Consider the following 14,395-nt stretch of genomic DNA (forward strand, 5'->3'; position numbering starts at 1 on the left):
CTGAACTTGTTCTGAATGTAGCATGCAATGTTTGTATTATAACAAAGGAAAAGAATAAAGTAATTACCCCAACAAAAAGACTATGACGAAAAGTACGTCTTTTTGTTATTTTAGTAGCATGGAAGAACAAAACGAAAATCAGCTCAATATTGAGCTTTCCGAAGAGATTGCCGAAGGTATTTATTCAAACCTGGCCATCATTACCCACTCCAGTTCGGAGTTTGTGCTCGACTTTATCCGCGTTATGCCTGGAGTGCCAAAAGCCAAAGTTAAATCAAGGATAATTTTAACGCCTGAGCATGCCAAGCGTCTTTTATCGGCATTGGAAGATAACATCGAAAAGTTTGAAACATTGAACGGTCGCATCAAAATACAACAGGATCCATCTGGCTTTCCAATGAATTTTGGCGGCACCATGGGGCAAGCATAATTTTGATTATTATATTAAAATGCACTTTTGATTAAAAAAAAGTTACGTTAAAGGCGTATTTATAAAAAAAATAGTAATTAATTAATCGGTTTTAAAAAAAAGTGTATATATTGCAACGTTTTAAAACTTACACCTATAAAATATGAGAAACGTAATCCAATGAGAAAAGCCTACTTTTTAAATTCATATTTAATACTCGTCATCTTATTCGTTTCAGTGGGGCTGTTTTCCTGCTCATCAACAAAGAAGGTTAAATATTTCCAGGATATCCCAGATTCGGGGCAATTAAAAACAATTGCAAAAGCTGAATATGTGCCGCCAGTTATCCAGCCTGACGATATTTTAACGATAATAGTTCAGACAATTGATCCACAAAATACCGTTGCTATCAATATGGGTAACGTGCCGGTATCAAGTACGGGATCATTGTTAAACGCATCGACGAGTGCTGTTCCTATTAATCAACAGATATCAGCAGGTTATTTAGTTGATAAAGACGGTGTTGTTGAGATGCCAATATTGGGTAAAATAAAACTTGGTGGTTACACAACTACAGAGGCGACCGAAATTGTAAGAAAAGCAGCCTCGGAGGTTTTTAAAAATCCAACCATTATAGTACGATATGCCAACTTTAAAATTAGCATAACAGGTGAAGTATTAAAACCTGGTGTGTATGTTATACCTAATGAAAAAGTTAGCATCCTTGATGCTATAGCTTTAGCCGGAGATTTGACAATTTTTGGAAAAAGAGAGAATGTTCTTTTGATTAGAGAGAATCCTGATCATTCCAAAACGCCACATCGTTTTAATTTAAAAAAGAGTGATATCATGAATTCGCCATTTTATTATCTGCGTCAAAATGATATATTGTATGTTGAGCCAGGACCTGGCAAGTCATCAGCTACCGATGCCTCTCAAGCTAGGTATTATACCCTTGTAGGTTCGTTGCTATCTGTATTAATCGTTTTATTCACAAGAAAATAACATTCTATAATGGATATCAATAATCCAAAATTAAAAAAGACAGACGAAGAGCCAGGTATAGATTATAAAAAATTTATAACGAGGATTGTAGTTAATTGGCCTTTATTCTTGGTTAGCTTACTTGTATTTGGGGCCTTAGGTTTTATATACAAAAGATATTCAACGCCAAACTTTAAAATTGCCTCTTTAATGATCGTAGAGCCCGATGATAAATCAGGAGGAAGTAGTGCTGCCAACGGCTTGAGTAATTTAACAGATATATCTTCTTTATTCGGTATTCCTAACAATGCCGAAAATGAGGTTCAAATATTGAGTTCAAGGCGCATTATCAGCGGGGTGGTAAACGCAATGAATTTAAATGTTGTAATACGTCATAACGGTGTTATAAAGAAAATTGAACTTTTTGATGAAGCACCTTTTGATGTTGCCATACATTATAAAACAGATTCATTAGACAGAAAAAGTTTTGAGGTATCAATACACAACAACTCAATACACTTGTCTAATAGTGCCGACAATATCGATGTCACCGGCAGTTTTGGACAAAAGATAGCTTTGCCCCAATATGACCTCGTTTTTACTAAAAAGAACAATCCGATAGATAAAAATGGGTACATTTTAGATATTGCCTCAGAAGAATCAACAGTTGAAGCGTTATCAAAAGTTGTTCAGGTAAGTTTGTCAAGCAAAACTACTACAACCATAAATTTATCTTTAGATTACCCCAATTCAAAAAAGGGGGAAGCTATACTAAATAAATTGATGGATATTTATTTAAAAGCTAACCGTGAAAACAAAGTACAGATAGCCGATAGCACCCTTGCTTTTATAGATGAAAGGTTGGAACTTGTAGGAAAGCAATTAAATGTAGTTGAAAAAGATTTTGAACACTTTAGAAAGGAAAACAAAATTGCCGATGTTGATGAGCAGTCAAAAGCTTTGATTGGTTCGGCAAGTGATTTTCAAAAGCAAATAAGTACGCTTGATGTACAAATTTCTGTGATTCAGGATTTGCAAAAGTATCTTAATAATCCTAACAACAGGAAAATATTACCGGCAGGTGCGTTAGGGGCAGATAATCAAGCTATCACAGATGCGGTAGGACGATATAACGATTTATTGTTAGAGCGGGAAAAGCAAAGTTTGGGAAGTACGGATAAAAGCCCATACATTCAGACGTTAGATACGCAAATCGAAAATATTAGAACTATTGTTTTAAAAAACATAAATTCTTATCTGACTGGCTTATTGGTTAGTAAGAAAAACCTTGAAAGCCAGAATAATCGGTTTACCGGGAAAATAGAAAGTGTCCCCTCGCAAGCCAGAATATTTCTTGACTACACGCGGCAGCAAACTGTAAAGCAGGATTTGTATGTGTATTTATTGCAAAAGCGGGAAGAAACCGCAATCTCAAAAACATCTACAATTTCAACTGCCAGAATCATTGACGTAGCAAAAAGTAGTTACGAGCCTGATAAGTCAAAGGTGTTTTTAGTGGTATTCTTGTGCCTTGTATTCGGCTTTGTTCTTCCGTTAGTGTTTTTGAGTTTAAAAGAAGGATTCAATGTAAAGATCTTATCCAAACTGGATGTAGAAGAAGGCACAAACATACCTATTGTAGGAGAGATCAGCCACAATGACAAAGATCAGGCACTTGTTGTAGATACCAATTCCAGGTCAATCATTTCAGAACAATTCCGCGGGTTAAGAACGAATTTACAGTTTTTGTTAAACGCTGATAAGCCACAGGTTTTAATGGTTACATCAAGTATGAGTGGTGAAGGTAAATCTTTCATATCATTGAACATAGGAAGTGTTTTAGCATTAAGTGGCAAAAAAGTTGTGTTCATAGAACTTGATTTACGTAAGCCAAGGTTATCGCAAAATTTGGGCATTGATAGTCAAAATGGTTTTACCAACTTCGCTGTTTCGAGTACGATGGATGTTGAATCTATTTTAAAGCCCACCTGGTTTAGCGAAAATTGCTTTATAGTGTCTTCTGGCCCTATACCTCCTAATCCGTCGGAATTGCTGCTAAGTAATAGGTTGGATACACTGATAAGTCATTTAAAAACGAAGTTTGACTATATTATTATTGATAGTGCCCCAATAGGATTGGTGTCGGACGCCTTACTTATTGAGAAGTATGCCGACATCACTTTATATATCGTTCGGCATAAATACACATTTAAATCACAGTTGGGGATAGTAAACGATCTGGTGCAAACAGACAAGATTAAAAAAGTATACTTGGTGATAAACGATATAGAATCTAAGAAAGCTGGTTATTATGGTGGTTATGGTTACGGCTACGGCTACGGCTATGGTTACGGCTATGGTTACGGCTATGGAAGTTACATGGAAGATAATAAAACCAAATCGTCCTGGATGTCAAGGTTATTCAAAAGTAACAAATAGCGAATTGTTAAATAAGATTGTGTGTGTTGTTTACTAAGTCATAAAGGTCAGTTGTTGTTAAAACGGTGTTTTTAAAATTATAAGAGATGTTTAGCTTTACTTTAAAAATTGTTGATATTAAACAAGAAACATCTGATACGGTAACGCTTTGTCTTAAACAGCCTGGTCTTAAAAAAGTAGCTTATTTGCCCGGTCAATATCTTACGCTTGTTTTTAAAATAAATGGGCGTAAGTATAATCGTCCTTATTCATTTTCGTCTGCTCCTGGTGTCGATCCTCATTTAGAAGTTACTATAAAACGGGTAAACGGAGGAATTGTATCGAACCATATTATCGATGTTCTAAAAATCGGTGATTTAGTTGAAGTGCTGCCGCCAATGGGCGACTTTATATTTGATCCATCGGTAATTGCAAATGATAAGCACATAATATTGTGGGGCGCAGGTAGTGGAATAACGCCGCTTATATCAATTGCTAAATATATATTAAATCATAAAACAGGCCATAAAATAAGCTTGATTTATGGGAATAAAAATTCCGAGTCGGTAATTTTTGCTGATAAGATAAGTGAGTTGAAGAAAAACTATCAGCAGGATTTAAAGACCTGGCATTTTCATTCTCAACTTAAAATATCCGAAGCCAACCCTGATGTTATTGAAGGCAGAATAAGTCCCAAAAAGGTACTTGCCGTAATGAAGCAGGAATTGGATTTGCAGAATACTGTTCATTATATATGTGGGCCCGCCGGTTTAAAAGAATCAGTTAAAGAGGTCTTGAGGGATATGGAAATAGAGGCTCATCAAATATTTTCGGAAGATTTTGAGGTTGTTTTGAATCAAAAAGATTTCGAGAATATAACTACTCAGGTTGTCGAGATAGAGAAAGATGGCACAGTTAAAAAAATAGAGGTTGTAAAAGGTAAAAGCATATTGGATGCGGGGCTTGATGCAGATATTGATATTGATTATTCGTGCCAAACCGGAAGCTGTTTGGTTTGCCGGGCAAAGCTTTTAAGCGGTGAGGTTAAAATGCCAAAGCCCGCCCAAGAATACCAAAAATTGCTTGCCGGCGAATGTCTTTTATGTTGTAGCTATCCTTTGACAGATGATGTCCGAGTTAGTATTTAATAGCACTACTTAACTTAATGAAAATATAGATGAAAGTTGTATTACTTGCCGGTGGGTTAGGAACCCGTTTGTCCGAAGAAACAGTTTTAAGGCCCAAGCCTATGGTAGAAATTGGTGGAATGCCGATTTTATGGCATATCATGAAAATTTATTCGTCGCACGGATTTAATGATTTTGTGATATGCCTGGGTTATAAAGGTTATGTAATAAAAGAGTACTTTGCCAATTACTTTTTACATAAATCAGATGTAACAATTGATCTAAAGGATAATTCTATCAAGGTTCATGACACACAAGCTGAACCGTGGACAATAACATTGGTTGATACCGGCAACGAATCGATGACAGGCGGACGTATCAAACGCATAAAGTCACATGTAGGTAACGAAACTTTTATGCTTACCTATGGTGATGGCGTAAGCAATGTTAACATAACAGAATTGGCCAAATTTCATAAAGAGAAGGGTAAGCTATGTACTGTAACATCGGTACAACCGTCCGGACGTTTTGGGGCTATTAATCTTAACGAAGATAATTCTGTTCATTCATTTATGGAGAAACCAAAAGGTGATGGTGCCTGGATCAACGGCGGTTTTTTTGTATGCGAACCTGCAGTTTTTGATTATATAGAAGGTGATAGTACCATATGGGAAAGAGAGCCTATGGAGGAAATTGCAAAGGCTGGCGAAATGGTTGCTTTTAACCATGATGGATTTTGGAAGCCAATGGATACACTGCGTGATAAACAAGAGCTTGAAGAAGATTGGTCACAACATAAAGCTAAATGGAAAACCTGGTAATATGTTTAAAGAATTAGAAGCTATTTATAAAGGGAAAAAAGTTTTTTTAACAGGACACACGGGCTTTAAAGGCTCATGGATGTTAAAAATTTTAACCATGCTTGGAGCCCAAACTACGGGTTATGCGCTTGCGCCGGAAAATGAATTTGATTTATTTTACTTAATTGAGGGCAACAAAATCTGTAATTCGATAATTGGAGATCTTCGTGATAAAGCAAAACTCACAGCCGCTATTGCTGATTGCGATCCTGATTTTGTTTTTCATTTGGCAGCACAGCCGCTGGTAAGATTATCGTATGATATACCTGCCGAGACCTTTGAAGTAAATGCTATTGGAACAGCCAACGTACTTGATGGCGTACGGACGTTGGAGAAGGCCTGCCAGGTGGTGCTGATTACAACCGACAAGGTTTATCATAACAATGAATGGGTTTACCCTTATCGCGAAACGGATAGGTTGGGAGGGTATGACCCTTATAGCGCCAGCAAAGCTTGTGCCGAATTGGTTATTGACTCTTATAGAAATTCTTTTTTTAATACAGCCAGCTACTCATCTCATCGTAAATCTATTGCGGTAGCAAGAGCAGGTAACGTAATTGGTGGAGGCGATTGGGCAAAAGACCGCTTGATACCGGATATAGTTAGATTTTTATCAAAAGAGCAAAAAATAATTATTCGTAATCCCAATTCGGTAAGGCCATGGCAACACGTTTTGGAGCCATTGCTTGGATACTTGCTTTTAGGAAGCAAAATGGTAGCGGAGCCAGTTACATTTGCCGATGCTTATAACTTTGGCCCAGGTTTAAGTGACGCATTACCAGTACATGAGATGGTTGAATTAGCCATACAGAATTGGGGCAGTGGCGAAGTTGAGATATTTAATTCGGATAAGCAACCTCATGAGGCCGGTTTGTTAAAATTGGATATCAGTAAAGCCATGAATAACTTAAATTGGAGGCCTAAGTATCAGGCTTTGGAGACAATAAAGAAGACAATAGATTGGTATAAGTACTACTTCAGTAATCCGGATGACATCAATCAGTTTACTGAAAGACAAATAAAAGACTTTGTAAGTTAAGTTATTAAATAATACCCAGATAAAGTAGACATAAAAAAGACGTTAAGATGTTAAAAAATATAAACGACCCCGAGTTAGAAAAAAGCCTGCGGGCTATAGCTAAAGCGCAAACAGAAAAAATTATTATCCCAGGAAAGAACTATATCCCCGTAACCGGCAAAGTGTTAGATGAGGAGGACATTTTGTTTGGCGTAGAAGCGGCTTTAGATGGTTGGTTGACTACAGGGCGCTTTGCCAATAAATTTGAAGTAGATTTTGCCCAATATTTTGGTGCTCATAAAGCTTTATTGGTCAACTCTGGATCGTCGGCAAATTTGGTTGCTTTTTATGCGCTTACTTCGCCTAAATTGGGCGAACGTGCCATTTTGCCCGGTGATGAAGTGATTACAGTTGCAGCCGGTTTTCCTACAACTGTAAACCCTATAGTCCAGTTTGGCGCCGTACCGGTTTTTGTAGATGTGGATATTGCAACGCATAACGTAAATGCCGATTTGATAGAGGCTGCCGTTTCTGATAAAACAAAAGCCATCATGATAGCCCATTCACTGGGCAATCCTTTTAATTTAGATGAGGTAATGCGCGTGGCAAAGAAATATAACCTTTGGGTTGTTGAGGATGATTGTGATTCGTTGGGAGCTACTTACCGCGGGAAAAAAACGGGTACCTTTGGTGACATATCGACATTTTCATTCTACCCTGCGCATCACATTACAATGGGTGAAGGCGGGGCTGTGCTTATAAATAATCCGGAATTAGCTAAACTGGCCGAAAGCTTCAGAGATTGGGGTCGGGATTGCTATTGTGAGCCAGGTAAGGATAATACCTGCGGATGCAGATTTTCGCAGCAATTAGGTTCACTGCCATATGGTTATGACCATAAATATACTTATTCGCATGTTGGCTTTAACTTAAAGGTAACCGATATGCAAGCTGCTTTTGGTGTTTCTCAACTTAAAAAGGTAGACTCTTTTGTTCAAAAAAGACGCGAAAACTATAAGGCTTTATATGAGCGAATGAAGCAGTTTGAAGATATATTTATATTACCCGAGCCTACGCCAAACAGCGATCCATCATGGTTTGGGTTTTTATTAACATTACGGGAAGGCGATGCAGCAGACAGGCACATGTTGGTTCAGCATCTTGAAGAAAGTAAAATAGGTACCCGTTTATTGTTTGCTGGTAATTTGTTACGTCAGCCGGCGTATGCCAACATCAAACACCGTGTAGTTGGCGACCTTACAAATACTGATATTATCATGAACAGGTCATTCTGGCTGGGTGTTTGGCCCGGATTAAATGAAGATCATTACGATTACATGGCTCAAGTAGTAGCCGACTATATTAAGTAAATCAGATCCTTTTAAAGGATCATTTAACCTGACTTGGTGTTTGGGTTGAATAGTTGCTGGGTTTATTACCTATTCATATAATTTATGCCAATGGAATTAGAAAATACTTTTATTGAAGGTCTTAAGATTTTGCATTTGAGTAAAATAGCAGATAACAGGGGGAGTTTTACCAAGATGTTCAATGAAGATTTCTTTAATAGTCATAATTTAACAACTGCAATAAAAGAAAGCTATTTTTCTGTATCCCATAAAAATGTAGTTAGGGGAATGCATTTTCAAACCCCACCAGCAGATCATACGAAGCTTGTATTTGTGAACCAGGGGAGTATAACCGACGTAGTACTTGACATAAGGAAAAAATCGGCCACTTTCGGGAAATATTATAGCATAGATATTTCTGCAGATTTTCCAAAACTGGTTTACATACCTAATGGTTGTGCCCATGGTTTCCTCTCGAAAGAAGACAATACGATTGTTTCATACATGCAGACTTCTGTTTACAACAAAGATTGCGATATGGGTATTTTATGGAACTCTTTTGATATGGATTGGAAAATAGATTCTCCTATCATTTCTGTTAGGGATGCGGATTTTGAGCCGTTTGACAAATATAAATCTGCTTTTTGATGAATATACTTATTACGGGCGCTTCAGGATTTATAGGTAAACATCTGTTTAAGCAATTGACAGAAAAAGGAAATTTAATATTCATATTGGTTAGATCCACTTCTAATATTGATTTTGTTGAAGATAAATCGAATATTATTGTGTATCAAGGTCAGGAACATCTATGTCAATTTCTAATCGAAAACAAGATAGATGGTGTTATCCACCTTGCTACACTTTACCTCTATCAACATAAGCCGGAAGAAATTCAGGATTTGATCAGTTCAAATGTAACCTTCGGAACACAGGTGTTAGATGCAGCATGCAAGGCGAATTTGAAATGGTTTATAAACACAGGAACCCTTTTCCAAAACTTTAATAATGAGGCTTATAACCCGGTAAATTTGTATGCAGCTACGAAACAGGCATTTGAAGATATTGCCAAGTTTTATTATACCGTTGCCAATATCAACTTTGCCACATTAAAGTTAAACGATACCTATGGGCCAAACGATACCCGTAAAAAAATATTTAATATTTGGAGAGAATTTGCTGAAAATGGCCAGGAGTTGAAAATGTCGCCTGGCGACCAAATTATTGACATATTATATATTAACGACGTTGTAAAGGGATTTGAAATATTGGCGCGGCAGTTAAATGATAGTCCTGACGCAAGTATTAAAGGCGAATGCTTCTCGTTGCCAAGTAGTGAAAAAATCACGTTAAGGCAATTGGCCGGTATATTTGAAGAAGTAAGCAATAAAAAATTGAATATAAAATGGGGCGGGCTACCATATCGTTCAAGAGAGGTCATGGAGCCTGCAGTTATACAATCGCTGCCAGTCTGGAAACAGGAAATTGATTTTTTAACCGGTATAAAACTGCTTTTTAACGAGTAGTATACAGCATTGTAGCAAAGGTTAATATTATATGAGTAATCCACTAAAAAAGATAAGTCAACTCGGAAATTTAAAAATTCTGAAAAATTTCAGCAATTTGGTTTTCGGGAACTTAGTATATCAGATTTTTAATCTTATCAGCCTTGTATATATTGCCAGAAGATTAAAGTCGGAAGGATTTGGTGAATTTAGCTATTTGCTTGTACAAGGACAGTTATTTGCTACAATTGCATCATTAGGGATTAAAAACATTGTGATCCGGAATATTGCAAGAGACTTAAAACAAACCAATACTATTTTTGCCGCCGGAATGCTTTTACAAGCTATAGGTTTCGCAATATCACTTGTACTTTTGTTACTTTATAGCTGGTTAATATCGTCATATGATATACTAACGTTTGTTGTTCTGGCGATAAATATATTTTCACTTAACTTTTGGGACACGTCCGAAGCGGTTTATATGGCTCATCAAAAGATGCTATATCCTGGGGTATTAAAATCAATTACCCTGGTGATATGGATTGCTTTTTTGCTGCTTATTAAAAACGACTTATTTACGCAACAAACAATGTTTATTTCTTATACGTTGGTTTTGTTTGTGAACATACTGATAGCATATATTTCTTTAAAACAAGCAAAGCTATTGGCCGAACCCATCAGTAATTTGAAACAAATAACAAAGAGTATCTTTTCTCAAAGTTTCCCGTACTTTATACTTGTTGTCGTTAATCTACCAGTTAATTTTTTGGCAAACAATTTTTTGAAAATAAACAGCTCGAATATTGAACTTGGGTATTTTAATACGAGTAATAGGTTAACTCAGCCGATAAAATTAATAACTTCGCTTGCGCTTTTGTCTTTTTTTCCAAATGTAAGCGTTCTTTGGTCAAATAATAAAGAGCGGTTTAGGGTAAAAATACAGCAGTTAACGCCATTGTTTATAAATCTTTTACTGGTTTTAAGTGCGTTATTTTCCATATTTAGTAAAGAGATCATTTTAATAGTATTTGGCAAGGAATATTTACCAGCTGTATTTATTTTTAAGTATCAGATATGGTTTGTTTTTTTGTTTACGGTTCAGGGCTTAATAGGAACGCTTTGGATGGCATCTGATAAACAGCGTCTGTTATCTGTTTGCGGTGTGGTAAATGCGATAGTTTGTACTCCGGTATTGTGGTATGGATCATTAAGCGGCGCAAAAGGCGAAGCAATCGCTTACTTTTTGTCTTACGCTTTCTTAACTCCATTACTATTCATCGTCTTTTTTAAATCTTTAGGATTGGATTTTAAGGCGTTAATTGAACCCCTAATTATTTGCACGATAACCATTTGTTCATGTTTATTATTACCAACCAATTATAGTTTCATAATAAGATGTTGCCTGTTCGGGTTGGTATTTGTAGTAAGTTGTTATTTTAATTATAACAGGTTCAACACCTTTTTGAAAAATAAAGCAAATGAATAAAATACTTGTAATAACTACAGCCCATGACGAGGACTATCAGTTTGAGCAGTGGTGTAAATTTTATGAAGAATTTAAAAATGAGATAGCGTATCATGTTATAGTTGATAATGGTTCTAAAAGCGGGTATAAGGAAAAGGTAAAGTCGTATTTTACAAATTCCCATATTATTGAGCTTGAAAAGGACCTTGGCATAACAGGAGGATTTAACGCCGGTATTAAATACGCGTTAACCACTGATTGTACGCATATTTATTTCCTTATACAAGATATGCGGATGCCTACCGACAGCATAACAGCTTTATGTAATACGCTTGAAGAGCACAAAGATTTTGGTGTAATTTGCCCTATTATATTTTATGAAAATAATTCAAACATAATAAGAGAATATGGAGGCGAAATAAATGAAGATATTTCGATTAAAAAGCATTATACCGGTGTTGAATTTACAAACGAAATTCCCGAGTTTATAGAGATAGGGTTTGCATGTGGTGGAGCTTACATGGTTAGAAAAGATTTTTTTGACATTGTGGGACTTTATGACGAAAAAATATTTTTATATGGAGATGAGGCCGATTTGTTTTACCGGGCTAAATTAAAAGGAATAAAAATTGCAAGTACAACCAAGTCAAAATGTTGGCATGAACATATTTGGAAAGATGGTTCAGAGAAAGGACGAAGGTTCCCATCTAACGAGGCACTGTTTTATTCGGCCCGCAATTATTTTTACTTAATAAGAAAACATGGTGATTCTTTAAAGTTAGCTAAGGGTATTCTTAACCAGGTAGGAAAACTTCCCCGCTTTACCTATAGGTATTTGATTAGGGATTTTTATTATAAAAAATTTGGAACCCATTTAAAGGGTTTAATTACAGGATTATTTTACAGGTAAATGAAATTTAAAGCACTGTTCCTCGCTATAATCTTCTTTATTGCATCAGGCTATTTCAGGTTGATATTTTTTAGTATCAATGTTATTGCTTTTAGCCAGGCAACAGTTGTTTTATTTTTGTTTTGTTATATCATTTCTAATTTAAATAAGTTAAAGTATACGGTATTTCAAACACCTATATTTTTTATTTTGGGTTGTGTATTTATAGGGGCATTTAACGCACTCTTTTTTCATAACCAAAGTTTTGTGGATACGTTTCTGGAGCAACGTTTCATGTATTTTTACATGGTGTTTTTTTATCTTCTGGTCACAAAGCCTGACATTAAAATTTTATATAATACGGTGCTTATACTGGCATTTATTGTAACGTCAATTATAGTAATACAGGTAATAGTATATCCGTTGGAGATTGTAAACAGTGCTAATTTTACCGTCGAGCGATCCACCGTAAGGTTTAGAATTGACGGACAGGAATTTATTTATATGGGCCTGTTTTTTCTGATCGACAAAATTATAAGAGAGGGTTTTAAAATAGGAAACTTTTTAATTATTCTCTTTTTTATTGCCGGGCTATTTTTAACAGGATCGCGCTTTATGCTTTTTTCGGTTGCTACAGGAGTGTTCTTTATGTTTATCAATTCTCGGGAAAAGGCCAGGTCAATCATTGTTATGTTTTTAATGGTTATAGCAGCAATAGTGTTTGTACCACCTAAGTATTACGAAGAGATAACAGCGTTAACCGCCGACCAGTTAAATCAAGGAGATAATTATATTAGGGTGAAGGCTGCAAATCATTTTTTGTTTGAGTTTTCTGATAATATTTCTGAAATATTTTTTGGCAATGGTGTAGTTGATTTTAACTCGCCCTATGGTAACAAAATTGCGCAACTTGGAAATGGCAAGGGCTATTGGTTATCCGATGTCGGATTAATTGGCGATTACGTGAGGTTTGGGTTATTTTACATAGTTATCTATGTCTCACTTTTATTCAAAGCAATGAGAAAAGCAACTAAAACAATGGAGCGTTACTTTCTTATCACTATTGCTCTACTTAGCTTACTCACCTGGCCGTTTTCATATGCAGGGGGTATAATATGTTTCTCAATCTGCTTATACTTAATTTATGTGAAGGCAAAAATGAGAAGAGAGTTATTGGAACTGCCTGATGATGCAACCCAAGCACAAACATTTAATGCAACTCCAACTGATAATCAAATTCAAAAAACTATATAACGTAAAAATTAAAGTGCATTAATGAAAGTAGCTATATTGGGTTTAAACTATAAAAACATTTACTCGGGTGGAAGAATTCACGCGTTAACAATGGCTTATGGCTTGGCTGCAAATAGCTACAAAGTTGATTATTACACCAATGTGGAGCCGGTATTTTTAAAAGATTTTAAAAATTATCCGGGTAGCGATAACCTTAAGTTAATCATAACTCCATACTTTCAATTTGCAAATACAAAGAGGTATGATCTGGTCATATTAGTTCCACACCTAGCCTCAAAAAAATCATTTATATTTGATAGGTTTTTGTTTTATCCGGCAGTAAAAAAAATCCAGGATAAATCTAAATGTCCGTTGTGGTTCCTTGATTTCGAAAGTCCCAACTGGGTTAATGAAGTAATGCCGGGCATGCGGGATCTATCGCTGTATAAGTATAGCAATGAAATTTTACCGCGGGTAAATGCCATTTTATCGACAACTAAAACCGGGATGAGTTACGCTCAGGGTTATTATTCAAACTTTAATGCAAATTTAAAGTATCTGCAGTTATACCTCGCGATAAACTCGGTAGTAGCCGACACTATAGGTGGTTCAATTAAGCAAAATAAGGTTGTTTTTTTTGGCCGGTTTACAGAGAAACATAAGAACCCCAAGGTATTGATTAATGTAATTGAGAGTTTGCCCGGCGGCTATCAATTATTAATAATAGGAAACAAAAAAAAGTTATCCGAAGAGTTGGCAACCCAAATGGATATTATTTCGGCGCAGAATAATATAGAGATAAGTTTTGTCTCCGGAATTTCAGAGGAGCAGAAATATATCGAATTGGCTTCGTCAAAATTGTTGATCTATAGTTCTACTTTCGAAGGTTATGGCTTGCCACCCCTTGAGGCGCAATATATTGGCACTCCCGTATTGTGCTCAGATATCCCGGTATTAAGGGAAGTAAATAAAAAGGCGGAGTTTGTTAATTTTGATAATAAAGAAGAACTGAAATCTAAAATTGACAATATGTTGAACTCACAACATGATAAAGAAGTGCTTAAAACAAGTGTGAGTTCGTTTGCGGGATTTGATAACTACACAAAAAACATAAAATATTTAGTTGAATCAATTTAAC

Annotated in this window: 13 protein-coding genes; all 13 read left to right on the forward strand. The window is 35.9% G+C overall.

Translation table 11 applies throughout. From position 1 onward, the window contains the following. The first annotated feature begins 118 nt into the window (after positions 1 to 118). The 13 genes from AC1RM2_RS23785 (at position 119) to AC1RM2_RS23845 (ending at position 14,394) form a co-directional block, all read left to right on the forward strand. Positions 119 to 430: a DUF3467 domain-containing protein gene (locus AC1RM2_RS23785; protein ID WP_184542718.1), complete on the forward strand. Its 312-nt coding sequence runs from the start codon at positions 119 to 121 to the stop codon at positions 428 to 430. Between the two features lie 159 nt (positions 431 to 589). Continuing rightward, positions 590 to 1,414 carry a polysaccharide biosynthesis/export family protein gene (locus tag AC1RM2_RS23790; protein ID WP_492987607.1) on the forward strand — a complete coding sequence of 275 codons (825 nt, stop codon included), beginning with the start codon at positions 590 to 592 and terminating at the stop codon, positions 1,412 to 1,414. A 9-nt stretch (positions 1,415 to 1,423) separates the two neighbouring features. Beyond that, entirely contained in the window at positions 1,424 to 3,832 is a 2,409-nt protein-coding gene (locus AC1RM2_RS23795) for a GumC family protein (protein ID WP_492987608.1), read from the forward strand. 86 nt (positions 3,833 to 3,918) lie between these two features. Continuing rightward, a complete protein-coding gene (locus AC1RM2_RS23800) occupies positions 3,919 to 4,959 on the forward strand; it encodes an FAD-binding oxidoreductase (RefSeq protein WP_492987609.1) in 1,041 nt (346 codons plus the stop codon). Positions 4,960 to 4,988: 29 nt separating this feature from the next. Further along, a complete protein-coding gene (gene rfbF, locus AC1RM2_RS23805; protein ID WP_492987610.1) occupies positions 4,989 to 5,759 on the forward strand; it encodes a glucose-1-phosphate cytidylyltransferase in 771 nt (256 codons plus the stop codon). Beyond that, entirely contained in the window at positions 5,713 to 6,837 is a 1,125-nt protein-coding gene (rfbG, locus tag AC1RM2_RS23810) for a CDP-glucose 4,6-dehydratase (RefSeq protein WP_492987611.1), read from the forward strand. The genes rfbF and rfbG overlap by 47 nt, the downstream gene beginning before the upstream one ends. 47 nt (positions 6,838 to 6,884) lie before the next feature. Next, positions 6,885 to 8,186, forward strand: coding sequence for a lipopolysaccharide biosynthesis protein RfbH (rfbH, locus tag AC1RM2_RS23815; protein ID WP_492987612.1), 1,302 nt, complete (start codon positions 6,885 to 6,887; stop codon positions 8,184 to 8,186). A 90-nt stretch (positions 8,187 to 8,276) separates the two neighbouring features. Further along, complete coding sequence (locus AC1RM2_RS23820; protein WP_492987613.1) at positions 8,277 to 8,813, forward strand: dTDP-4-dehydrorhamnose 3,5-epimerase family protein; 537 nt, start codon at positions 8,277 to 8,279, stop codon at positions 8,811 to 8,813. Beyond that, positions 8,813 to 9,691 (forward strand): NAD-dependent epimerase/dehydratase family protein, encoded by an 879-nt coding sequence (locus AC1RM2_RS23825; RefSeq protein ID WP_492987614.1) that lies wholly within the window; start codon positions 8,813 to 8,815, stop codon positions 9,689 to 9,691. Before AC1RM2_RS23820 ends, AC1RM2_RS23825 begins: the two co-directional genes overlap by 1 nt. Positions 9,692 to 9,722: 31 nt before the next feature. Next, positions 9,723 to 11,156: an oligosaccharide flippase family protein gene (locus AC1RM2_RS23830; RefSeq protein WP_492987615.1), complete on the forward strand. Its 1,434-nt coding sequence runs from the start codon at positions 9,723 to 9,725 to the stop codon at positions 11,154 to 11,156. Beyond that, positions 11,149 to 12,045, forward strand: a complete 897-nt coding sequence (locus tag AC1RM2_RS23835; protein WP_492987616.1) for a glycosyltransferase family 2 protein — start codon at positions 11,149 to 11,151, stop codon at positions 12,043 to 12,045. Before AC1RM2_RS23830 ends, AC1RM2_RS23835 begins: the two co-directional genes overlap by 8 nt. Next, positions 12,046 to 13,278: a hypothetical protein gene (locus tag AC1RM2_RS23840; RefSeq protein WP_492987617.1), complete on the forward strand. Its 1,233-nt coding sequence runs from the start codon at positions 12,046 to 12,048 to the stop codon at positions 13,276 to 13,278. Between the two features lie 21 nt (positions 13,279 to 13,299). Then, positions 13,300 to 14,394 carry a glycosyltransferase gene (locus tag AC1RM2_RS23845; RefSeq protein ID WP_492987618.1) on the forward strand — a complete coding sequence of 365 codons (1,095 nt, stop codon included), beginning with the start codon at positions 13,300 to 13,302 and terminating at the stop codon, positions 14,392 to 14,394. Position 14,395 lies beyond the last annotated feature (1 nt).

The organism is Mucilaginibacter sp. GW822-FHT03E02 (assembly GCF_058801545.1).